Origin of the sequence: Glaciecola sp. SC05, assembly GCF_041380235.1 — a bacterium.
GTDB lineage: Bacteria > Pseudomonadota > Gammaproteobacteria > Enterobacterales > Alteromonadaceae > Glaciecola.
In genome coordinates this window covers 204,263-227,509 of record NZ_JBGIYY010000003.1, presented here as the reverse complement: position 1 = coordinate 227,509, position 23,247 = coordinate 204,263, and the positions used below count along the sequence as shown (strand labels likewise).

22 protein-coding genes and 1 tRNA gene are annotated in these 23,247 nt (G+C 43.4%); 10 read left to right on the top strand and 13 right to left on the bottom strand.

All coding sequences use genetic code 11. The features are described from left to right. Nucleotides 1-31 precede the first annotated feature (31 nt). The 3 genes from AB9H30_RS04290 to bktB form a co-directional block, all read right to left on the bottom strand. Complete coding sequence (locus AB9H30_RS04290) at nucleotides 32-985, bottom strand: FHA domain-containing protein (RefSeq protein WP_371193405.1); 954 nt, start codon at nucleotides 983-985, stop codon at nucleotides 32-34. Next, nucleotides 976-2,241 (bottom strand): serine protease, encoded by a 1,266-nt coding sequence (locus tag AB9H30_RS04285; RefSeq protein WP_371193404.1) that lies wholly within the window; start codon nucleotides 2,239-2,241, stop codon nucleotides 976-978. Before AB9H30_RS04285 ends, AB9H30_RS04290 begins: the two co-directional genes overlap by 10 nt. A gap of 157 nt (nucleotides 2,242-2,398) precedes the next feature. Next, on the bottom strand, nucleotides 2,399-3,583 hold the full coding sequence (gene bktB / locus AB9H30_RS04280) for a beta-ketothiolase BktB (RefSeq protein ID WP_371193403.1): 1,185 nt from the start codon (nucleotides 3,581-3,583) through the stop codon (nucleotides 2,399-2,401). A gap of 302 nt (nucleotides 3,584-3,885) precedes the next feature. Between bktB and miaE the strand changes: the two genes are divergently transcribed. Then, a complete protein-coding gene (miaE, locus tag AB9H30_RS04275; RefSeq protein ID WP_371193402.1) occupies nucleotides 3,886-4,674 on the top strand; it encodes a tRNA isopentenyl-2-thiomethyl-A-37 hydroxylase MiaE in 789 nt (262 codons plus the stop codon). Between the two features lie 70 nt (nucleotides 4,675-4,744). On the opposite strand, the gene AB9H30_RS04270 is transcribed toward miaE, so the two are convergent. From AB9H30_RS04270 to AB9H30_RS04260, 3 genes are all read right to left on the bottom strand, one after another. After that, complete coding sequence (locus AB9H30_RS04270) at nucleotides 4,745-5,623, bottom strand: hypothetical protein (protein WP_371193401.1); 879 nt, start codon at nucleotides 5,621-5,623, stop codon at nucleotides 4,745-4,747. A 114-nt stretch (nucleotides 5,624-5,737) separates the two neighbouring features. Beyond that, nucleotides 5,738-6,481 carry a UDP-2,3-diacylglucosamine diphosphatase gene (lpxH, locus tag AB9H30_RS04265; RefSeq protein WP_371193400.1) on the bottom strand — a complete coding sequence of 248 codons (744 nt, stop codon included), beginning with the start codon at nucleotides 6,479-6,481 and terminating at the stop codon, nucleotides 5,738-5,740. A gap of 14 nt (nucleotides 6,482-6,495) precedes the next feature. Further along, a complete protein-coding gene (locus AB9H30_RS04260; RefSeq protein WP_371193483.1) occupies nucleotides 6,496-6,990 on the bottom strand; it encodes a peptidylprolyl isomerase in 495 nt (164 codons plus the stop codon). Nucleotides 6,991-7,124: 134 nt separating this feature from the next. Between AB9H30_RS04260 and cysS the strand changes: the two genes are divergently transcribed. Then, nucleotides 7,125-8,516, top strand: a complete 1,392-nt coding sequence (gene cysS, locus AB9H30_RS04255; RefSeq protein ID WP_371193399.1) for a cysteine--tRNA ligase — start codon at nucleotides 7,125-7,127, stop codon at nucleotides 8,514-8,516. Nucleotides 8,517-8,594: 78 nt separating this feature from the next. Here the strand turns inward: cysS and AB9H30_RS04250 are convergent, their stop codons facing one another. Together AB9H30_RS04250 and gloB are read right to left on the bottom strand one after the other, a co-directional pair. Beyond that, nucleotides 8,595-10,241 carry a LysM peptidoglycan-binding domain-containing protein gene (locus AB9H30_RS04250; protein ID WP_371193398.1) on the bottom strand — a complete coding sequence of 549 codons (1,647 nt, stop codon included), beginning with the start codon at nucleotides 10,239-10,241 and terminating at the stop codon, nucleotides 8,595-8,597. A 66-nt stretch (nucleotides 10,242-10,307) separates the two neighbouring features. Next, on the bottom strand, nucleotides 10,308-11,084 hold the full coding sequence (gene gloB, locus AB9H30_RS04245; protein WP_371193397.1) for a hydroxyacylglutathione hydrolase: 777 nt from the start codon (nucleotides 11,082-11,084) through the stop codon (nucleotides 10,308-10,310). 87 nt (nucleotides 11,085-11,171) lie between these two features. Here gloB and AB9H30_RS04240 point away from each other — a divergent pair, with 87 nt between their 5' ends. Continuing rightward, a complete protein-coding gene (locus AB9H30_RS04240) occupies nucleotides 11,172-11,951 on the top strand; it encodes a methyltransferase domain-containing protein (protein ID WP_371193396.1) in 780 nt (259 codons plus the stop codon). A 28-nt stretch (nucleotides 11,952-11,979) separates the two neighbouring features. Here AB9H30_RS04240 and metG read toward each other — a convergent pair whose 3' ends face one another. Beyond that, nucleotides 11,980-14,016 carry a methionine--tRNA ligase gene (metG, locus tag AB9H30_RS04235; RefSeq protein ID WP_371193395.1) on the bottom strand — a complete coding sequence of 679 codons (2,037 nt, stop codon included), beginning with the start codon at nucleotides 14,014-14,016 and terminating at the stop codon, nucleotides 11,980-11,982. Nucleotides 14,017-14,136: 120 nt separating this feature from the next. Between metG and apbC the strand changes: the two genes are divergently transcribed. Together apbC and dcd are read left to right on the top strand one after the other, a co-directional pair. After that, nucleotides 14,137-15,225, top strand: a complete 1,089-nt coding sequence (gene apbC / locus AB9H30_RS04230; RefSeq protein WP_371193394.1) for an iron-sulfur cluster carrier protein ApbC — start codon at nucleotides 14,137-14,139, stop codon at nucleotides 15,223-15,225. A 203-nt stretch (nucleotides 15,226-15,428) separates the two neighbouring features. Then, entirely contained in the window at nucleotides 15,429-16,025 is a 597-nt protein-coding gene (dcd, locus tag AB9H30_RS04225) for a dCTP deaminase (RefSeq protein WP_371193393.1), read from the top strand. 355 nt (nucleotides 16,026-16,380) lie between these two features. Here the strand turns inward: dcd and AB9H30_RS04220 are convergent, their stop codons facing one another. Further along, complete coding sequence (locus AB9H30_RS04220) at nucleotides 16,381-16,575, bottom strand: hypothetical protein (protein ID WP_371193392.1); 195 nt, start codon at nucleotides 16,573-16,575, stop codon at nucleotides 16,381-16,383. 203 nt (nucleotides 16,576-16,778) lie between these two features. Here AB9H30_RS04220 and AB9H30_RS04215 point away from each other — a divergent pair, with 203 nt between their 5' ends. The 4 genes from AB9H30_RS04215 to AB9H30_RS04200 all read left to right on the top strand — a co-directional run bounded on the left by AB9H30_RS04215 (nucleotide 16,779) and on the right by AB9H30_RS04200 (nucleotide 19,406). After that, nucleotides 16,779-17,324: an RHS repeat-associated core domain-containing protein gene (locus AB9H30_RS04215; protein WP_371193391.1), complete on the top strand. Its 546-nt coding sequence runs from the start codon at nucleotides 16,779-16,781 to the stop codon at nucleotides 17,322-17,324. 57 nt (nucleotides 17,325-17,381) lie between these two features. Further along, on the top strand, nucleotides 17,382-17,945 hold the full coding sequence (locus AB9H30_RS04210) for a hypothetical protein (protein WP_371193390.1): 564 nt from the start codon (nucleotides 17,382-17,384) through the stop codon (nucleotides 17,943-17,945). Between the two features lie 167 nt (nucleotides 17,946-18,112). Next, the gene (locus tag AB9H30_RS04205) at nucleotides 18,113-18,292 is read left to right on the top strand and encodes an RHS repeat-associated core domain-containing protein (protein WP_371193482.1); all 180 of its coding nucleotides are present in this window, start codon (nucleotides 18,113-18,115) and stop codon (nucleotides 18,290-18,292) included. A gap of 529 nt (nucleotides 18,293-18,821) precedes the next feature. Further along, entirely contained in the window at nucleotides 18,822-19,406 is a 585-nt protein-coding gene (locus tag AB9H30_RS04200; RefSeq protein WP_371193389.1) for a hypothetical protein, read from the top strand. Nucleotides 19,407-19,415: 9 nt separating this feature from the next. Here the strand turns inward: AB9H30_RS04200 and AB9H30_RS04195 are convergent, their stop codons facing one another. Together AB9H30_RS04195 and AB9H30_RS04190 are read right to left on the bottom strand one after the other, a co-directional pair. Beyond that, entirely contained in the window at nucleotides 19,416-20,090 is a 675-nt protein-coding gene (locus AB9H30_RS04195; RefSeq protein WP_371193388.1) for a trimeric intracellular cation channel family protein, read from the bottom strand. Nucleotides 20,091-20,131: 41 nt separating this feature from the next. After that, nucleotides 20,132-20,803 carry a 2OG-Fe(II) oxygenase gene (locus tag AB9H30_RS04190; RefSeq protein ID WP_371193387.1) on the bottom strand — a complete coding sequence of 224 codons (672 nt, stop codon included), beginning with the start codon at nucleotides 20,801-20,803 and terminating at the stop codon, nucleotides 20,132-20,134. Between the two features lie 329 nt (nucleotides 20,804-21,132). Here AB9H30_RS04190 and AB9H30_RS04185 point away from each other — a divergent pair. Beyond that, a tRNA-Pro gene (locus AB9H30_RS04185) sits at nucleotides 21,133-21,209 on the top strand. A gap of 143 nt (nucleotides 21,210-21,352) precedes the next feature. Here the strand turns inward: AB9H30_RS04185 and AB9H30_RS04180 are convergent. Then, nucleotides 21,353-23,242, bottom strand: a complete 1,890-nt coding sequence (locus AB9H30_RS04180; protein WP_371193386.1) for a transglutaminase domain-containing protein — start codon at nucleotides 23,240-23,242, stop codon at nucleotides 21,353-21,355. Between the last annotated feature and the right edge of the window lie 5 nt (nucleotides 23,243-23,247).

Below are 23,247 nucleotides of genomic sequence, written 5' to 3'. Positions count from 1 at the left end.
TAAGCTTCGCACCCAATTAGAATCGGCGCGTTTAATTTTGGTCATTGTCAGATGCACTATCAAAAAGGCCTTGCGCATCGCTCATGAACGCCTGTGTGGAAGATGAGGACGTGATTAAGGCACTTGGGTTCATGATTGACGCATCAATCGGTGGTAGTTCGACATAGTCGCGGTCGTTAAACAGTGTAGGCAATAATTGAATGCATACGATAAAGGCCACAAAAGAGGCCGTGATGAGTGCCCGCTTGCCATTGCTTTGGTGAAAAGCTACATACAGCATTAGCCAAAACCCAAGGCTGAGCATCAACCAAAATATCAGAGTCTCAAGCAAAGAAATCACAGTGGGGCTATTCAAATTAAAATTAATGAAGTGAGCAAAATAGCCAATGATACTTATAGCTAACATACCAATCAGCACGAGATTAAATTGGGTAATAAAATGCGCTTCTTTTTTATTCAAGATGGATAGCAAGCCAATAAACAGCGGTGCAATGCAAAGAGCGATTAGTCCAGATAAAACATTGCTGAGTAAAATGCTGTATTCAAGTTCGGTAAAAGTATTGAAATAGCCTTCTAGTAAGGCAAACCCGATAAATAAACTCATAAGTATTGCGAAGTATCGTTTTTTAGAAATACTTTCTAATGAAGTGTCCAAAGGATTGAGCTTTTTTGTGGGAGCGATAGCCTGACTGGCAACAAATACTCTAAAATGACTCTGCCCAATAGTGATAACATCTTCAGGCCCTACACTTGCCTGATTGATAGATTTACCATTTACTTTCATACCGTTAAGCGAGCCTTTATCGGCAATCCAAATACGCTTATCGTCGTCCACTGCTATCGATAAATGTTGGTCACACACATACGGGTCGTCAATTCTAATGTCGCTGTAAAAACCCCTGCCAATAACCGCAGATGAGCTTTGCACCAGCTGTTGGGCGAGTATGGTTTTTGAACGTGAGAGGGTTTGAACAACTATTGCCATGATACTGCATCTATAAAGCGAGGGACTAATTTTTCAAATGAGGCTTGCGTGATGCCGTTGATATTCAGTTGCGATATCAAACTCGCTCTGTCCTGATCGATGGTTGCCGACACGTATACGATATCGAATAGCCCTGCAAACTCTTTGTAACTTTTCACGCACAGAGCTGACTTAGATTGCACGTCATGTTTGTTTTTAATCGTATCTAGCTGACATTCATATTCTGAGAAATCTTGTTTATGAGCAAAATCCTGCTGATGCATGTTCATGCGCTGGTCTATTAGTTGATAAAAACGATTACGATCTAACTTATCACTGGAGAACCATTGAAACTGTGTGCCTACATGCCCGGTTTGAATTCTATTGCTCACATAAATAGTTTGGTCTAGTGAGCACGATTTTCTGACAGATAAAAACTGAGCGTCTTGGTTATCAACGTTTGAGTCACCCCAGCAGCTAATAAACTCACTCATCGCATCTGGTACATTTGCCATACCAAGCCTTGTGGATGGCCATTCGTTGGTGCTTAGCTGTTTGATTAACTCACTCTGATTTTCAGTGAGTTGCTCTGCAATAACTTTTTTATAATCTGATGTTTGAATAATACTATCGTGTTGCACTAGGGCTTTTAATTTACTCAAGGGCACAAGAAAACCCAATTGATTGCCAGCTGACGCAACATTAACCCCAATTACATGGCCGCTTTCGTTGATCACGGGTCCGCCACTCATCCCTGAATTGACGGAACCCGTAAAATGAATCTTCTGATAAAAACTGTGCTTTTTTAAGCCATTGTATGTGCCGGGTACAACAATCATGCCGAGGTCGTGAGGGTTGCCCAGAGAGTAAATAGTAGTGCCTTGTGTTGGCAGACTTTCGGCAATAGGTAAAAAGATTTCAGATGCGGTGGAAAGTTCTATTTGAATCAGCGCGAGGTCATTTACTACATCAAAGCTAACTAAAGAGGCAAGGCTTTTGTTACCCGAGATATCTTCAACTTCAATGTGATTTTTATCGGGTGAGAGAATATAGTCTGACACCACATGATAATTAGTCACTGCCAAGCCTGTGGCATTGATCAAAAAGCCAGAGCCAATAGTTGACTTTTGACTGGATTCTTTATCAATAATTTTGATTTGATAGAGCACTTCTTTGTAGTCGGTGTATAAATTTTCGGCAAGCTCTTGTGCCTGTGCCGCAGACATCAACAAAATGCATGTTAGAGCCGCGATGCATCGTTTCAATACTAATATCAAGTTTATGGCTTCCTTGGATATAGTGGTCATAAGTGCAAATGGCCACAATCCTATGCTATTTAATTTCTAAATTCCAATACTGTTTAAACAGATGGTTACGCTCATAAAAAAGGGCGCTATACAGCGCCCTTCAAAATCTAAATGTATGTTTGAGACATTATAAACGCTCAAAAACAACGGCAATACCCTGACCGCCACCAATACACATAGTGACTAAGGCATACTTGCCGCCTACGCGTTGCAGTTCATGAATGGCTTTAGTGGCAATAACCGCACCTGAGGCGCCAATTGGATGACCAAGTGCAATTGCACCGCCATTGGGGTTAGTTTTTGCTGGGTCCAGATCAAGGCCTTTAGATACCGTAAGCGCTTGTGCAGCGAAGGCCTCGTTAGACTCGACAATATCCATATCAGTGATGCGTAAGCCGGCTTTAGCAAGCGCAGCTTTAGAGGCTGGAATAGGGCCTTCACCCATTACGTCATTTGGCACGCCCGCGACCGCATATGACACAATTCTTGCGATAGGTTTAAGGTTATTGCTGTTCGCGTAGCTCTCGCTGGCCATGGTTAAGAAAGATGCGCCATCGTTTATGCCTGAAGCGTTGCCAGCTGTAACGCTTCCGTCTTTTTTAAAGGCTGGACGCATGCCGCTTAAACCCTCAGCGGTGGTGCCTGCTTTAACATGCTCATCTACAGAGAAGAACGTGCTGCCTTTACGAGTTTTTAGTTCGACGGGTATGATTTGGTCAGTGAAATAACCGGCATCAATGGCTGCTTGAGCACGCGCGTGAGACTGCGCGGCAAACACATCTTGTTGTTCGCGGCTAACATCCCATTTTGAGGCTAGGTTTTCAGCGGTAATGCCCATGTGACCCACACCAAATGGGTCGGTTAGGGTAGCGACCATCATATCAATCATTGCGCTGTCACCCATGCGCGCACCGGCGCGCAAAGCCGGCGATAAGTATCCACCTCGAGACATGTTTTCAACACCGCCGCCAATGGCCAGCTCGTGGTCGCCCAACATAATACCTTGCGCAGAGTTTACAACTGCCTGTAACCCTGAACTACACAAGCGATTAAGCGCCATTGCCGTGGAATTGAGCGACATGCCGGCCTGAATCGAAGCAACGCGCGCAACATAAGGAAAGCGTGATTCGGTGGGGATAGTGTTTCCCACTACAATTGACTCATATTTTTCAGCATCGACACCAGACCTTGCGATGCCTTGTGTCAATACCTGGCTTGCTAATTCAGCAGGCTCTATGTCTTTCAAACTGCCGCTAAAGGTACCAATCGCCGAACGAACGGCACTCAAAACTACAACGCTATTTACACTCATGTTTACTTTCCAAATTTATTTAACTGCGATTAATGAAGACTACTTAGGCTTGCTTACTAAGTTATATGCATTTGCACGTATTTGAAACCTTGTGAATACAGACATTAGTGGTAGATACCCTGATCTGTGTCTATTTGTTTGCAAACTGATGAAAAAACGAGCCGTATCGCTGCCGACTGTAAAATCATCTTGCCTCGAAAAAAAGCTGAGCGCTCAGGTTTTTTTGTTAATGGTCCACATTCGCCAACAGATACTATAAAATGCACGCGGTAAAACTAAGTCAATATTAGGTGAATAATTAAGTGAATGTCGTTAGTTTGCTCCAGCCCATTAAGAAGTTCTTGCATTGTGAAACTCCGCAAAGCTGGATTGATGAGGCGATAAAGCCAGAAAACCTTGCTGTATTATTAACAGATCATTTAATTTGTGAGTTAAAAGCGGCGCAAAGCGCGATGTTTATGATCCGTCGTTACGCTGTGGATGCCGATAGTGCAAAGGCCTTATTAGAGTGGCTATCACCTTACGAGAAATTTACATACCGGCGAGAGGGGGACTGGCGTTCTCTTAAAGATCACCAGCGCCTAAGTAAATCGATGATGGTGAAATCTGGTTCTGCCTATGGACAGGACTTGGTAGATAAGATGGTGTTGCTCATCAAAGAAGAGCTGCATCATTTTTATCAAGTGCTTGAAATCATGCAAAACTACGGCATTGAATATGAAAATATTTCGTCAAGCCGCTATGCAAAAGGCTTGCTTTCACATGTACGCACTCATGAGCCCGCTGCGCTGATTGACAAATTAATCTGCGGCGCCTTAATAGAGGCTCGCTCTTGTGAGCGTTTTGCCCTCTTAGCGCCCCATCTAGACGACACCTTGAGTACCTTTTATGTGTCTTTATTACGCTCTGAATCGCGTCATTTTGAAGATTATTTGTCCTTAGCAAAGAACATTGCCAAAGAGGATATCAGCGAGCGTATTGCATATTTTGCGCAAATTGAATCATCCTTAATTTTGACTGCCGATAGCGACTTCAAGTTTCACTCGGGCACACCAAGTACTGCAGAGAATCAGCATCGTGCAGTGGTTTAAGTAAGGTATTTTTTAAGGATGCATTGAGCGAGGCTCAGACGCTCAGTTGTTAGTGAGATACACGCAAAGCTTACTGCGTAATGGTATGACCATCACTTCTAAGTAATTGGTCTTCAACTTCAAATGTTGCGCTAAAATCGCCAGCGAGGACTTCTTTTCCTCTGCCTAACGGAAATCGAAACAACTGCGCGCGTTTGGAATTAAACGAGGCAGACGCTAACACGCGATTGTTCGGTGAATATACGGTTACCGTCACGTCACTAGTGGGTGCTTTACTGAATTGAGGGCGCACCAATAACTCTTGAATACATACCAGTTCATCAAATTGCGGTTTTTCGCACTTTCTGCCAGAAATATAAACGGTCTTTAAATATATTGGGTTTTCGATATCTGCTTTTAGTTGTGATACCTGAGCTTCGAGTTCTTCAATGGTTCTTAACAAGTCGGGAGAAGGTGCTGTTTCGATAGGCGATTGCACTGACCTTGCTTCTAATTCAATTACCATATCTTTTTGTTGTTGAAGCTGTACCTGCGTGTTAGCAAGTTCTTGGCGGGCTAATCTTACTTTTGCAATTTGCGCATCACAGTTAGCAGGGCTGACCACACTATTGGTGATAATTTCTAACTGGGCCGCTTGCTCTCTAGCCAAACTTTCGGCAGACGCTCGGTTGGTTTCGCAGCGCATAAACTCACTATTAATGTTTTGCTGACTTGCGGTAAGTTCTTTGATGTCGCTCTCAAGTGCGGTGATTTGCTCTTGATATTGCATATCACCCATCTCAGCATCAATAACCGCCGACTGCAGTTCGTCTCGCTCTTCGAGCAAACTGATCACAAATTGGGTGTCAAAAACACCAGATTCTGCCGGCTCTTGATTGTAGTAAAGAGCAAACAAAACAACGATATTGAGAAACAACAATAATATGTATTTGATACTTCGATTGAACAAAAAAAAGTCCTTTTCTTGGGAGCGAATACAAAAAAGCCCGCTAGATCAAACATCAAGGGTCTGTACGGCTCAATTATTCACCATTTATACAATGTTTCAACTTTTATTTTATATTTAATCGCGGGGAGGCGTATTTGAGAAAGGGCGAACTTGCAAAGAAAGGTCATCGGGCGTTGCTAGTAATATCGAACCTTGATCGTACCAGTCACCCAAAACAATGCGCTGACGAGGCGTTCCATCTAAATCAAAGTTGTGTACCTTAGGTCTATGCGTGTGTCCATGGATGAAAGTATTTACTTCAAATTCACGCATTACCCTGAGCACTTCACTTGGCGTGACGTCCATAATTTCAGCCGTAAGCGCTTTATGGTTGTTTTGACTAATTTTACGCCCGTTGTCTGCCAATTTCTTTCGCCACGATAGCGGGAGCGCTAGCATCAATTTTGGCCACCACCAACCTCTGGCTTTTTTCCTGAACTTCATATATTCGAGGTCACGTGTACAAAGTTCATCGCCATGGCTGATCAAAGTACGCCTGCCGTATACATCAATAACTGCTTGCTCGGGCAATAAAACCATACCGCTACGCTTTGCAAAATCTTTACCTATTGCAAAGTCACGATTGCCGTGAATAAAGTAGACAGGCATCTTTTCAGAAATAGCAAAAATCGTGCTGGCAATCAGCTCACTGAATTCACTAACATCGTCATCACCAATCCAAACTTCAAACAAGTCACCTAAAATATAAAGGGCTTCGGCTTGGGTGGCCTCGTTTTGCATAAACTGTAAAAAGCACGCAGTGATATCTTCTCGCTGCGCGCTTAGATGCAAATCAGAAATAAAGTAAGTAATCGCCATGCTGCGCGAATAGACTAGTTTTCGATGCGGGCGCTAATGATAATAACATCTTCAACAGGCACGTCTTGATGATAGCCAGCGTTACCCGTTTTAACTTCTCTGATTTTTTCAACCACGTCCATACCCTCAGACACTTCTGCAAACACACAGTAGCCATAGCCTTGAGTGTTGGCTGCACTGAAATCTAAAAAGTTATTATCTTTTACATTGATAAAAAACTGTGCGGTGGCTGAGTGTGGGTCGTTAGTGCGGGCCATTGCCAGCGTGCCGAGTTTGTTACTTAGCCCATTGTCTGCCTCATTGCTGATTGGCTCGCGAGTTGACTTTTCTTCCATACCGGGCGCAAAACCGCCGCCTTGGATCATGAAGTTACTGATCACGCGGTGAAAAATGGTGTTGTTATAAAAACCGTCTTCTACGTACTGCTTAAAATTGGCTACCGTTGCAGGTGCTTTATCATCAAAAAGATTGATTTTCACGTCACCAAAATTCGTTTCTAAAATTACCATATTTGTCTCGTATTCATTAATTTGTGGATAAAACGACATTTGCGTCATATAAACTCGCGCCAATGGTAGCCTAAAAGCGCTAGCAGATGCTAGAATTCACTCATATTTACTGACCAAAAGACCAAAACTGCAGCATGACTGATTTGCGCATATACAATACCTTGACTCGAAACAAAGAAACCTTTGTGCCTTTGCAGCCCAATAAAGTCGGCCTATACGTGTGCGGCATTACTGTGTACGACCTTTGCCACATGGGGCACGCGCGCACCTATTTGAGTTTTGACATTATTGTTCGGTATATGCGCCACCTTGGTTATGAGGTCAATTATGTGCGCAATATTACTGACGTTGACGATAAAATTATTCAGCGTGCCATGCAAAATAATGAAACGCACAGCGAATTAACCGAGCGAACAATTGCAATGATGCACGAAGATTTTGCTTCGCTGAACCTAATTGAGCCAGACATTGAGCCAAAAGTAACAGAGCATATGCCTGAGATCATTGCGGTGATAGAGCGCCTGATTGCGCGTAAATATGCGTATATTTCAGATTCGGGTGACGTGTTGTTTGATGTGAGCGCATTTGAACAATACGGGAAGCTGTCTAAACAAGACTTAAGTCAGTTAGAAGCGGGTATTCGCGTACAAACGACATCTGATAAGCATGATCCACTCGATTTCGTATTGTGGAAAGGAGCGAAGCCTACTGAGCCGAGCTGGCCTTCGCCTTGGGGCGATGGCAGACCCGGTTGGCATATTGAGTGTTCTGCAATGAACTATAAGCATTTAGGCGAGCACTTTGATATCCACGGCGGTGGCTCAGACCTCATCTTCCCTCATCATGAAAACGAAGTGGCGCAATCGTGCTGTGCATTCGATACACCCTATGTGAATACATGGATGCACACCGGCATGGTGCAGGTCGACAACGAAAAGATGTCGAAGTCCTTAGGTAATTTTTTCACTTTGCGAGATGTATTGGCTAAGCACGACCCTGAAACGCTGCGTTTTTTCTTAATGTCTGCCCATTACCGCAGTCAACTGAGTTACTCACAAGATAATATTAGTCAAGCAAGGGCCGGTTTGGAGCGTCTATACACAGCGCTACGTGATGTAGATGCTAAGCTCAATGTGGACCTGAGTTACGGTGGTTACTTGTCGCGTTTTGAAGAAGCCATGAATGACGATTTTAATATGCCGATTGCGTTTTCAGTGTTATTTGACGTGGCAAAAGAGCTGAACAAACATGATAAAACCAGTACTGAAGCACAAGCGTTGGCAGGTGTGCTTAAAGGTCTCGGTAAAATTTTAGGCATATTGCAGGGGGACGCTAATGCATTTTTGCAAGGTGATAGCGCTCAAGAAGAAGGCTTTGCAGCAAAGGTCGAAGCCTTGATCCTGAAACGTAATCAAGCGCGAAGTGATAAAAACTGGGCAAACGCTGATGCCGCGCGCGACGAACTCACATCGCTAGGTGTCATCTTAGAAGATAGCCCAACTGGCACAAGCTGGCGCAAGCTTTAATAAAATTAGTATTGCTTAATATGCTAACACTCGCTGCGCGGATCTTGCTTAGATGCGCGCAGTTTTAGCTAAGACGACTTAGCTTTTGGTCACATCAATTAATAGTTTTAGTTGCTGGCCTGGCTGTAAGAACTTATTTTTACGAAGCGCATTCCAGCGCACAATATCGTCTACCCTAACATTAAATTTACTGGCAATTTCAGAAAGTGAATCTCCTGTGCGCACCCTATAAGTCAGACTTTTTGTAGTATTGGCTTTGCTCTGGTCTGAATCGCTCCAAATAATAAGTACTTTGCCTATGCTCAAAGTGTCGTTGCGAGACATTCTGTTCCATCTGCTCAGTTGCGTAATACTCACATCGTAGGCGCGGGATATATCCCACAAACTATCGCCTGACTGCACTGTATAGGTCAGCTTTGTTTTACCCTGATTATTTCGCCCAGGGTGATAGCTGTTTTGTGCAGTATTTAAAGCGTAGGCGTTCAGGTCAGTAAGTGCTACAGGCACGAGAAGGTTATCGCCTGCATAAATCGTGTTACCTTTGATATTATTGATGCGCTTAATCACGTCTATATTCGTGTTATACATCTGCGCAATTTTACCGATGCTGTCGCCAGACTTTACCTTGTGACGTTCCCAATTGAGGCGTTCCTCTTCGGGTGTTTGTGCAAGTGCCAGCTTAAAAGTAGCGGCTTTATCTATTGGCAGCACAAGCCTATGAGGGCCGTTTGGATCCGTTGCCCATTTGTTAAACCCTGGGTTGAGTGCTTGCAGCTCAGGAAGTGTCAGCTCGGCGAACTGAGCTGCCATTGCTAGATCGATTTGAGAGCCAAGGTCCACAACTTCGATCACAGGCGCATTGTTAATGCTCGGCCACTTAAAATTATACTTATCTTGGTAACGCAGCATATCGGCCAATGCTAGGAGTTTAGGCACATATGCGCGGGTTTCACGGGGCAGGTCTAAAGACCAAAAATCAGTCGGCTTTCCTAGGCGCTTATTTTTGCGAATGGAGCGCTGAACACGACCCTCTCCGCTGTTGTATGCGGCGAGCGCATGTAACCAATTGCCGTCAAACATGTTGTGAAGGTATTTTAAGTAGTCAATTGCACCTTGCGTTGACGCAATGACGTCGCGGCGACCGTCGTGCCACCAGTTTTGTGACATACCAAAACGTTTACCTGATTCTGGAATGAACTGCCACATACCAGCTGCTCGGCCAGATGAGTAAGCGAAGGGATCAAACCCACTTTCAACAATCGGTAACAACGCAATGTCTAAAGGAATATCGTTGAGCTCAAGCTGTTGCACAATGTAGTATAAAAACGGTCGAGCACGGGTGGCAACTCGGCGCATGTAGGTAGGGTGTTTTAAGTACCATTTTTTTTGTGCATCTAAGCGTGGTTGATTTAGGGGGATTTTGAGGCTTAAGTTATTGGCGATATAAACCCAAATATCGTCTGGCTCAGAAGCGATTGCTTGAACAAATTCAGGCAATGGCACCTCAATAGGATCTGCCGGATGAATAAGCTCAACAACGCCTTCTTGCGCCCGCTCACAATTTTCTGGGTCATGGTCTGTGTCGGCTAAGCGATCAGTATCGGCGGCTTCCAGAGCGTTACACGGCAAACTGGTAACGATCACGGGACTAGGCTCAGTTTGCTGGGCCGTGAGCGAACAAGCGCTTAAAAAAACTAACACACTTAAAAATACTAAATACTTCATGACTTCCTTATTCAAATTGTTTAACGCTCATTAAGCTCGACGAGCATCTAGTTAATTTTCTTAAGATTAAAAATTATCCTTAGCCGCTCTAATTGCCGCGAAGGTATCGACAGCATTGGCTAAGGTTTGTTGCAATTTATTTTCCATATCTGCCTGAAACTGCTTGTCGTGGCACTGTAAAAAAGGGTTTATCTTGCGTTGCTGAGCAATCGTCGATGGCAAGGTTATTTGCTCGTGAGCGCGCTGTTGCTGTGCCCATGTTTCGTATTCTTGTAAGCTGGCGTGATTGGGTAACAGGTAGCGAGCAAACTTTAGGTTAGCCAATGTGTATTCGTGGGTGCAGTATACTTGTGTATCGGCAGGCAGCTTGGATAATTTGTCCAATGAGGTCAAAAACACCTCTGGTGTGCCTTCAAACATGCGTCCACAGCCCGCAGAAAACAAAGTATCTCCGCAAAACAGCCAAGCCGAATTATAAAATACTATGTGATCCAAAGTGTGGCCGGGAGTTTGCAGAATGCTAAGGCTTACCTGTTGTTTTAAAACAGAGACTTTATCACCCTCTGATACATGTTCGGTAAGACCTTTTATCACCTTATTTTCAGGGCCAATCACAGGTATTGATGGGTAGTCTTGCTTCAGGGCCGCAATACCGCCGGTATGATCATAGTGATGATGGGTAATTAAAATCTCGCTGAGCTGTAAACCGCGATCAGTCAAAAATGCCTGCACAGGTACTGCGTCTCCTGGGTCGACCACTACTGCATGCTCGTTATCGTGAATACACCATATGTAGTTATCGTTAAATGCTTTTATTGCGGTAATATTAATAGATTGAGACATAGCACGCCTTTTCGAAAACAGTTGACCTTTACTGGTATTGAGATAACTTTAAGAACATTAAGGCGCAGTTGCAAGTAAGGAAAATCAATGTTGATGCGAGAAGCGCGAATAAGTTCGCGCCCGAAGTACCCTGAGCATTGGCAAGCACTGAGCCAAGGGAGCAATGTGCAAGCAGAACTCGAGCAAGTATTGCTTCCTATTATGGAAAGAATTTTTGGGTATTATTTGGTCAAACTAGGCAATTTAAGCAGCGAAATTAAACTTAGCTCGAGCCCAATTAAACAGCAGTTTAACTTATCGCAGACACTAATAGCATCATCTCACATTAAATCGAAGTCGTGCCGTTTACCTCTGCAAAACAATAGTGTTGATGCATTTTTGCTTGTCGCTGAGCTCGATTTTGCGCAAGACCCGCATCAAATCATTCGCGAAATAGACCGCGCTATTACCTCAAATGGACATGTAGTGATTGCTGGTTTTAACCCCTTTAGTATCGCAGGGATCATGAAGTATTTGCCAATCAATCGTAAAAACATGCTGCATGATGGGCGCTTTTTTACGGCAGCAAGGATCAAAGACTGGCTGCAGCTTTTAAATTTTGAAGTGATTCAACAAGAGCAAGTTGTGTATTCAGGTTTGTTTATGAGCAGCAGGCTCAATCAAGCGAGCCGGGTTCAGCTCTGGTGCAAGCGATACTTGCCTTGGTTCTCATCTATGTATGTAATTGTTGCGCGTAAACGAGATATGCCGCTGTCGCCGATTAAGCCGCGTTGGAAACTCCAGCCAAAATTTAGCTCAAGTGCGGCAGGGGCCAGCATGCGCTCAGGTGCGGAGACTTCGCAGAGGCAAAAAGCTGAAAACGCCTAGCTTGATTGCCCCTCGGTTCGCAGTGCATTTATTTAACGCGCATACCGGGTAAAGCGCCTGAGTCGGGCTGCAGGATAAACACATCTGTGCCTCCCGGTCCTGCCGCCAATACCATGCCCTCTGACATGCCAAAACGCATTTTACGTGGCGCTAAGTTAGCCACCATCACCGTTTGTTTGCCAATTAAGTCTTTTGGCTCATAAGCCGACTTTATTCCGGCAAACACCTGACGTGTTTCACCGCCTAAGTCCAATTCGAGTCGCAAAAGTTTATCGGCTTTTTCAACCGCTTCAGCGTGAATGATGGTGACAACTCTTAAGTCGACTTTTGCAAAATCTTCAAAGCTGATCGTTTCGCTGATGGGATCTTGGCTGAGCGCTCCTGCAGCTTGTTGCGGCGCCGCTGATTTAGACTCTTTTAAGTTTTCTTTACTGGCTTCGACCATCGCTTCGATTTTGTCTAGTTCAACGCGCTGCATCATCGGTTTGAACTTGTTGATGGCATGACCTTGCTTGATTTGCTGTGCACTATCCCAGGTAAACTCATCATTGAGAAATGCTTGGGCCTGCTCGGCCAATTTAGGCAATACTGGGCTTAAATACACCATAAGCGCGCGAAACATATGAATACCCATGGAGCATACATCATGGGTAAATGCCTGTTTGCTCTCGTCTTTGATGGTTACCCAAGGAGCGTGAGTATCAATATATTGATTAGCTTTGTCGGCCAGTGCCATGATGTCGCGAATAGCCTTGTGATAATGACGCGATTCAAAGGCTTGCGCAATATCCGCTTGAGCGTCTTGGAACTGTTTCAGTAACTCGGGGTTTTCGACCTTATCAGATAACACACCATCAAAGCACTTGGTGATAAAGCTGGCACAACGAGACGCGATATTCACCACTTTGCCCACTAGATCGGCGTTGACCTTTTGGGCTAAGTCAGTCAGGTTTAAGTCGATATCCACCACGCTGTCATTTAGTTTACTGGCGTAGTAGTAGCGTAAGTACTCTGGGTTTAAATGATCCAAATAGGTCCGACCTTTAATAAAGGTACCTTTGGACTTTGACATCTTTGCGCCATTGACCGTGACAAATCCATGAATATTCACGCCAGTGGGTTTTCTAAAGCCAGCGCCTTCGAGCATGGCAGGCCAGAATAAGCAGTGAAAGTAGCTGATGTCTTTACCGATAAAATGATAGAGCTCGGTATCATTGCCTTCTTGCCAATACTCAGCGTCATCAATGCCGTGTTTGTCGCAATAGTTTTTAAAGCTGGCCATATAGCCAACGGGGGCGTCTACCCAGACATAAAAGAACTTGTTGGGTGCGCCAGGAATTTCGAAACCAAAGTAGGGCGCATCGCGGCTAATATCCCACTGCTGCAGACCTTGCTCAAACCACTCGTTAAATTTGTTGGCCATTTCTTTTTGGATGGCGCCGTCGTCAATCCACTTTTTAAGCATGCCTTCAAACTGTGGTAGGTCAAAAAAGTAATGCTCTGATTCTTTCATGACGGGCTCTGCACCAGAAACTACTGAGCGCGGATTTTTCAATTCTGTAGGTGAGTAAGTTGCGCCGCAGACATCGCAGTTATCGCCGTTTTGATCTTCTGCTCCGCAATTGGGGCAGGTACCTTTCACAAAACGGTCGGGCAAAAACATTTCTTTTTCAGGGTCGTATAGCTGGTTGATTGCACGTTTTGAAATATAACCGGCTTCGTCTAGTCGATTATAAATGAGTTCACAAAATGCCTTGTTTTCTGGCGAATGAGTCACATAATAGTTATCGTAATCAACATGAAAATCGAGCAAGTCTTGGTGATGTTCTGTTCGGGTTTGTGCCACCATTTCTTCGGGTGTAATACCAAGCTCTTGCGCTTTTAACATAACAGGTGTGCCGTGAGCATCGTCCGCACAGACGCTATAACAGGTATGCCCACGCAAACGCTGAAAACGCACCCAAATATCAGTTTGGATGTGTTCAAGTAAATGACCTAAATGAATAGAGCCATTTGCGTAAGGAAGAGCACTAGTGACCAGAATACGGCGCTGTGGTTGTTGCATGTAAGGTGTAACCTATGATTGTTTGAATACAAATACTGGGCGCAGATGTTAGCCCAAAGTGCGTGTTTTTGCACCCGGAAATGAATGCTATTTGGCATAATTAGAGATTTTAGGAGCGCTATGTTTTTTCGTTCAAAGAAAAACAATCCCGAAGACCCGCTTTGTAAAGAGATTGCAAGGAGTTGTAATCGCTTTTTTGAGACGACCAACAGCGTTCATATTCAGGTCAGTAAAAATAAACAGGGCCAATATAATATCGTGCTGGGCTTTGTCTGCGATACCTTAAAAGAGGCCTTACTTGCTGATTTGTGTGAACAACACGCTAAACTTAGCCCTGAAGCATTACAGGTAAGCTACAACGTAGCCATATTTGAGGCAAAAAAGAGCCCAGTTATCAATGTGAAAAATATCATTGCGGTGTCCTCTGGCAAAGGCGGTGTTGGAAAATCGGCCACGGCAGTCAATTTAGCACTGGCGCTCAAAGCGCAGGGTGCAAGAGTAGGAATATTAGACGCTGATATTTACGGCCCAAGTGTGCCCCTGATGTTGGGTACGGTAAATGCGTCACCGCAAAGCCCAGATAACAAACATATGATCCCGATTTCTGCCCATGGGATTGTGTCTAACTCTATCGGTTACTTGGTAAAAAACGATCATGCGTCGATTTGGCGTGGCCCAATGGCGAGTAAGGCGCTTACCCAGCTCACTATGGAAACCAAATGGCCTTTGCTTGATTACTTAATCGTCGATATGCCTCCAGGGACCGGTGATATTCAGCTCACGATGGCGCAAATGCTGCCCTTAACAGCGGCTGTGGTGGTGACGACTCCGCAAGATATTGCACTTTCAGATGCCGAGAAGGGCATTGCGATGTTTAATAAGCTTGCTGTGCCGGTATTGGGCTTAGTTGAGAACATGAGTTATTTTGAGTGTCCGGCATGTCATCATCAAACCGCTATTTTCGCCAGTAAAGGAGCGCATAGACTTTCAGATAAATACAGCCTGCCAATACTCGCTGAAGTGCCCCTTGATACCTGTATTAGAGAATATGCCGACAGTGGCAAGTCGATTTTTACCGAAGCGCCCGAGCACGGCATTGCAAGCATCTACCTACACGCTGCATATTTACTGTCAAAGCAAATGGCGCAGCAGCTTAAGGTATCGCCATTGGTGCAAGCTTCATCCATAGAGGTGACGCAATTAAACTAGGCGTTTTACAATATTGCTTAGGCTTATGAAAATACATCTTGTGATGTTAAGTAAACGCCATTAAAGCCTGCTAGTTGTGAATGCTACGAAGGCCAGTAATGGCTTGCTAAGTGGGTTGAGAGTGCGCATAATTCGCATCTCAGTTTTTACAAAAATGTATTTCTCCAAAAATATATCAAATCATCAGCAATTTAAGGTTATTCATGCGTTTATGTGACAAGGACATCGTACAACATTTAAAAGACGGCTTAATTAAGATTGAGCCATCACCCGAGTACGATCAAGTCAGTGGCGTAACCGTTGACGTAAAATTAGGTAGCAAATTTCGGGTATTTCAGGCTCATGCCGCGCCATATATTGATCTCAGTGGCCCTAAGGCCGAAGTTCAAGCGGCACTTGATCGGGTGATGAGTGACGAAATTGCCATTGCCGATGGTCAATCTTTCTTTTTGCATCCTGGCGAGCTTGTGATTGCGGTTACCCACGAATCGGTGAGTTTGCCGTCAAATATTGTAGGGTGGTTAGATGGTCGTTCCTCACTCGCACGCCTAGGCTTAATGGTGCATGTGACTGCACACCGCATCGATCCGGGCTGGTCGGGTAATATCGTGCTAGAATTCTATAACTCTGGAAAGCTACCGCTCGCCTTGAAACCAGGCATGAAAATAGGCGCAATAAGCTTTGAAATGCTCAGTGATCATGCCGAGCGGCCCTACAATTCAAGAAGCGATGCGAAGTACCGTAATCAAGATGGCGCCATTGCCAGCAGGATAAGCGGCGATGATGTTAGTGATAATTAAAGGAATGTTATTTAGCGTTTAGCGCAAGCGTTAGGTAACATTTTGAAGCCTTATTGATATTAGCTGAATCTTGGCCTTAAACTTTTTAATTAAAGGGCTCCACCAGCCCGCACAATCGTCGAAGATTCTATAGATACCTCAAGCACTCAAAGATTACAGTTTCTTGCATGTAGCAAAAGTGAATTAAAGGGCAGCTTAGAGCTGCGATTAGCCGTAGTTCAGAAATAGTTTGCTGTATGTCAGCAATGAGTGCGCTAGTTCAACTGGTTGAAGGGGATATTGAACTATTACATATAGTTAATAGGTTTAAATGTAAACGCTCAACGGTAAATTTACTAGCTACTTAAAACTCAATTTACAGTTCAGTTATCGCCTGCTCAAAAATCATAATGAGAAGGCTGAGATCTAGGTTTACACCTGCAATTGAATAACCTTCACTGCTCTTTTTCAGTGAAAGACCTTCGTAGCTCAAGCTGACCTTGAAGTTATCCATATTGGGAATAAACTTTGCTTGTCGCTCGTTGCTTGCTTTAGAAACTGTGGTAGCCATAACATCTCCTAAATTATGCTTGATGTAACCTCAATAAGCGCGTAATTGCCATTTCCTTTAAGATATCAATTGTTCGGTTATACCTATTGCACTTACGGCAGAAATTATAGAACCTAACGCTAGTCAAACCCGATAATGTAAATATAAAAATATTTTGAGGCAAGTGATAGCCACCCCAACAAAAGTCACTTAGTATGAAATAGTTGGGTAGTCAGAATGCTGGTTCATCATTACGATTATATTACTACAAAGCACGGATGTATCATCCAAAGCTAGGGCGATTCCTGCAAACTGACCCTATTGGCTATGAAGACCAGATGAATCTTTATGCTTATGTTGGGAACGACCCCATTAATTTTGTAGACCCAACTGGTAAAGAGGGCGTTGGTGTAAGGCTTGATTTAAGAACAAAAGCATTACTTAAAAAGCAGATTAGTATTCAAGAGTATAAAGCTCAAATCAAAGCCGAGGCAGTTGGCGGGCTTGTCGGAGTTGGTGTTTTAGCAGGCGCCGGGATTATGGGAAAGGGCATTGCAATCGTTGCAAATACCAACAAAGAAGTTCTCTTAGCTATAGTCTCTATGGTATCGAGTAATATAGATAGAGTCGATGGTGATATACGACCAGCTCCAAAACCTGCAGGGATTAGGATAAAAACTAAAATGGAAAAAAAGCCAGAAGAGACAGAAATACGGCCAAAAACAGTAAAACCGTCTCCTGACGACCCTAACGATAAGATAAAAAAATAAGCTTTATACAGAAGCTTATATTAAAAACATTTCACATAAATTAATGGAAGTCGAATATTGGACTCTTTACTGAAAACTTTTACTAACAAGAATATACTTATTTTTAGTGGAATTATTATATTTTCATTGGTGTTTATTTTAAGCGCCTTTTTTGTATCCAACTTATCAATTAGTCTACTACTTATAATTGTAGCCATGACAATTCCTTTCTATTTTATTATTAGAGCATATTTTATTTATCAAACTTTAGAGAGTTTTGTTAACAAAGCGAGTAACAAACTAGATATTAGGTGGATAAAAGATGGTAAAATTGAAACCCTCGCAAACAGCGGCGTAATAAAAGGGGTTGCTCAAATAAAAGACAAGAGTTTTATTGCTGGTGTTAAACTTAGTACAGATGGGGTTTTCATTCAGTTTATCTCTGTCAGGCCTCTAAATGTGGTCCTCTTTAGCTGGGAATCAATTGAATACGTTCAGCAAACAACACTTATAAAAGGCCATGCTCATCAAGTAAGTGCGGTTTTTAAACTGTTATCCGATGGGACAGAGTTTGTGCTTCCATGGGATACCAATTTTGACTATTTAATAGGTATTGCAGACCGCAGCGCACGTGTCATATGAATTCCTAAACGGGCGGGTTCTGCGTTTCTTTTTTGAAGAGCTGTTATACAGCTCATGTTATGATGTAAGTTGGCCTCAAATTTCACAACAGGATTGGATTGATGCAAATATTGCAGGTGTGAACCTAGACCTCAGCCTTCTCATTGTAATTTTTGAACAGGCGATAACTGAGCTGTAAATTAAGTTCTAGGCATACTGGATCATATTTACGATTAGTTTACTACAAAGCACGGATGTATCATCCAAAGCTAGGGCGCTTCCTTCAGACTGACCCCATCGGCTATGAAGACCAGATGAATCTTTATGCTTATGTGGGGAGGATTACAATCCGACTGGCAAAAACATGATGGTCGTTGCTTGTGGTGCTGGTCCTAATCCTGTATGTGTAGCTGGCGTCGCAGTTCTGGTGGGAACGACTGCCTATCATGGCATTAGAGGGACTATAGATGCGATAAATGCTTATAACGAATCAACAGAAGGAAATACCGGGCTTTCGAAAGACACAGAGTGTGTTCTTTATCTTAATTACGGTTCTCAGAATGTATTCAAAATTTGTTTATTGGAGGAGAAATTTCCAAAAAGGCTGCAATATTATTGAATTACACAAAAAATGGGAGGCTCAAAAATAGGAAGATATTAATCTTGTAAGGTAGCAAAACATGCTAACCGCCTTATGGTGTTTTGCGAATAGCAATATGGCTATTCCATAAGTCAAATAGCGATATTAAGTTCCCAAATAATCCCAAAACACGATAAATGCCAAGTCCAAGTTTTTTCATCATCAGTCCGTGACTGAGACCTTATAAGATATTTTTTGCTTGTTTTCACTGAGCCGCTGTAGTGATATTAGGATATATTTGTAAAGAGTATCGATTAATGACTCAAATAAGTTCACCTAGCAATATCATCAAAAAGTTAATAATATCCACTGCGAGCTTGATCTTGGTAAGTGTATCGATAAAAGCGTACTCAGACGATATTACTCCTGACGCTGCGGCACAGGCGGCACAGAAAGATATCGAAATCATAGGCGTTGTGGGCGACCAACCTTTATCCTATTTCAAGCGCTTACTGCGCCAAAAAGAAGACCAGTTTTTCAGTTTGACCAATGAGCTCGTGTCTGATGACGATTTTAAAGTGAAATGCGGCACAACATTAATGCAGGGTTTCAGCCGTTTAAAAACCAGAAAGTGTGAAGCGCAATTTGTATCGAGGCTAGTCGGCGAACAGACTCAGGAGCAGTTTGATCTAATGAGTCTTTCTACTAGAGGCAACTTAAGTGCTGCTGCGCCTTTGCTCGCTATGCGAAATAATCAGCAAGTGCAAAAACGAATTCAAAGAAGACAGCAGGAGTACTTAAACGAACTGACTAACTTAATCAACAGTAATCCAGAATTGTTAACCGCGTTTAATGAATTGGAGTTAGCAAAAAAAAAGCTGGCGCTTAAACAAGCAGAATAGCTTAAAGGACTAATCTAATCCTTTATGCGCAGGCATACTCAGTTTGCGGGTAATGGCCAAGGCTCTTACTACAAAGGCTAAGGCTCCGCCGATGACCAACGCATATCCCTCGCTAATGGGCACATATGCATGGATCACGCAGTAAGTCATTGCGCCTAATAGAGATGCAGTAATGTATATCTCTTTTTGGAAAACCACGGGTACGTCGTTAACAATCACATCGCGAATGATGCCCCCTAAGCAAGCGCTAAATACCCCCATAATGGTTGCCACCGGTATGTTCATGCCTAATGCCATTGCCTTTTGAGCGCCTAGCGCGGTAAATAATGCCATACCTAAGGCATCTGCCCATAGCAGGGCTTTAGAGCGTCTTGAAATATGCTGTGCGGCAAAGTAAGTGAGGATTGCTGAAAAGGTACAAACCAATATTATGTAATATTCGTCTAACCAAAACACTGGCACATCTAAAATAGTATCGCGCAGAGTGCCGCCGCCAATACCGGTGATACATGCCATAAATACAAATCCTACCCAATCGAGTCGATGTCGCGCGGCTACTAAAGCGCCTGAAATAGCGAAGGCAATAGTCGCAGCTATATTGGTTGCAAATAGAAGTGTTAGCAAAAGAGGCTCGGCATTATTGTGCTTAGGCGGTGTTGGCAAGTATGCGACAAATACCAGCAAAACCCAAGTTACTGACTCAGATATTCACTGAAACCAAAGGCTTACTGGGGTGGGTCGACTTTGTCTGGTGTGCTGCTATTTAATCTGAACCAACCCGCAATAGAGTAACGGTCGCGCTTGGCCGGTTTTACTTCATGCTCAAACTCTTCACTTAAAAATACGGTCAGGGTTCCAAATTCCGGTGCCACTTTGAGTCCGGCTCTATCCCCAGGGTTTTGATAAATAATTAACTCACCGCCGTCCGAGGCAGACCACTGTGGGTTCAAATAAGTCACTAATGATAAAACCCGATTAGCATCACCCTTGAAGGCGTCTACGTGGCGCTTATAGAAGTGACCAGGAGCATAATGCGCAAAGTGGCTTTCGAAGGAGAACAGCCCCAAAAACAAACGTCGGTTAAGATACACTTGTAAAGCTTGTGTCCATTGTAACCATCTTACACCAGCAGGACTTTCACCATTTATCCAAGCAATTTCGTCGTTACGAATATCATCATTGTGCTGCTGGTTATGCTGTCGACCAATGGCCGCTTCTGAGAATTTATATTCTGGCATATTGATCAGATGATAATGTAATATTTCACTGAGGTCGATTGGCAGAGCTTTGCTTTGAATGCTATAGCCTTTATCAATTAAGTCTTGAGCAATGCTTTCAAACAAAGTATCAAAAGGCGACTGCCCATAACTAGAGATATCATTTGCTAATGAGTGCATGAGATGCAGGATGTCGAATAAAAATAATCATCTGTGCGGTTTACGCTAGTTATGAGCCGAGTGCAAACAATATCTCAATTTAGCATCGGTTTTATGACATTTTCATGGAGTCGATTTTAAAGATTGGAGAAAATTGGCCACTCTCGGTAAGGACCTGTGATAGAAACGTAGCCAAAGTGTTTACAATATCCTAGCGTCAATTAATTACTTTTTAACTCAATGTAGGCTTAAGTTATTTGTAAAATTGTGCGCTAATTAAACAGAAGGCCCCAAGAAATTCAAAAACAGTGGCATTAAATAAAAGAATCAATATAATGCCCAACTTCGGTCGGTGTGTGGCGCAGCTTGGTAGCGCACTTCGCTGGGGGTGAAGGGGTCGTAGGTTCGAATCCTATCACACCGACCAATTACTCCTCTTTTTGCATTCAATAAATACGTCAATCAACAGTGTTTTCAGACCTTTCTTTTTATGTAGCATCATCTATTGACCACAACTCAACATTACACTACATTTTTCCTTTATCGCTTGTCAGATAAACAAGGTACGCATTACGCATTCGAATTTGTCGCAGTAAAACGAATAATTGCTTGCTCTTTAAACACCTCAATCATGTTTTTAAAAGCCTCTGTATCGGCAACTTGCAAAATAAAAGCTGGAAGCAGAAACTCGGTTGTCAAATTAAAGCTGCCGTCTTTGTTCTGAGTTACGGTCCTGCTTAGCGAGCCGAAGGCACCATCTAAACGTAAACTAGCAGGGTGGCTTTTTACTTCCCACCCTGCAGGTAGGGTCACAACTACAGTAGAGAGAACCTTTGATCCGGCATATTCGATTGCATAGCGCCTATTGTCGGGCGAATAAGAATTAAGTTCGCCGCGTATCCATGGCTCATAGTCAATCACGGATATATCTTCAGTCATATCCAGATAAGGTTCAAATTCGTTTTCGCTGACCATAACAATCGCTTGTTCCAAGTTAGATACCCCAGTAACACTTACGGTAGGCTCGGCATCCTCAGATACATAGTCTTGGTAAACTTCAACTAAATAGTCGTGCTGTTCTTCGGGCTCTTTTGTTTCTAAAGTTCCGCGATATTCGCTAGCGTAGGCGCCTTGAAACTCAATCCGCTGTGTTTCGAGTTGGCCACCATTCTCTAAAATATCAATGGTAATATGATTTTGTATAGCAAATGCATAGGGCTCTAACAGTGTGCGTGTTACAACAGCGCCATTTTTTAATGGCAACGCAACATGTCCCTGCACCCACTCAGACATATAGCGCCAGTCGCTAGTTGAGTCCGTAGCGTCGATACAATAGTCAGTCCCAGTAAGCGTAAAACACATGATCACATGATTAAAATACGCGGCGGATGGCACTAATACATTTTGCGAGGACTGTCGACGGGTAGACACTAAAACCGGGTGGGCGTCTACGCCGATTTGTTCGAACATTTCAAGCAGTAAAACCGTTTTGTCTTTGCAGTCACCGTATTTTTTATCCACTGTGCGGCTGACAGAGTGGGGGGTATAGGCGTTGCCAGCTTCTGACTCTGATAGGTAGCGAATATCGCGAGCGACATATTGATGTATAGCGGTTATTTTGTCTTCAATATTCATCTCTGGTGAAATCATGCTTGATAGTTGACGAAGCACGCTACTGTTGTCGCTGCGTGCTACCGAATAACCATTAAGCATAGTATCGATGATGCCTTCCCAGTCACGCTCAGTACTAAATGCTACGTGTGAGGCGACATCGCTGAAGTAAAAGGTGTCTCGAGACTCGAGCCTAGGGATATTTTGACCCTCACAGGTAATCGTGAAGTCGCTCTGTTGGCATTGAATCAAGTCGCTACTGGTATTTGCAAATATGAGTGAATCAGCTGTGCCAGTTACGGTTATGTTTACTTTTTGAAATGCAGAGTAAGACTGAACATATATCAAATCCGACCAAGGCACTTCGTTTTTAGTTAGGTCAGTTTCTATGGTGTAGCGCAATACTGATATACTACCTTGTTGTAAACCTACGTAATTGACGACTTTTTCTTTGCCTTCGGAAAATACGTTATAAGAGTCAGATTCAAGCACGCGAGCGTCTTCGGGATCAAACCAATCAATGCTGCCATCCGCAGCAAGTGATAGTGCCTGAAGTTTGCTGACTCTCTCACTATGACCGTTAAAGTAAATACTGTCATATCCGGCATCCTGAACGCTCGATTGATTTGGGTAGTACCAAATACTGGTGAGGGTTTTAGTCGCCTTTGTCGCACTTACATTGATGTTAACGTCCATCAACAAGCGCGTAATCCTGACCTTTGAAGCCGACTGGGTGTTTGCTTGATATTGCTTCGCCAAGCTTACAAGTTCTGGGTCTACCGGCGCAGCGTAAGTAAAAGAGGGGGCTAATAGCAAAGTTAACAATAAAAACCTTTTAAGAATAATCATGACTA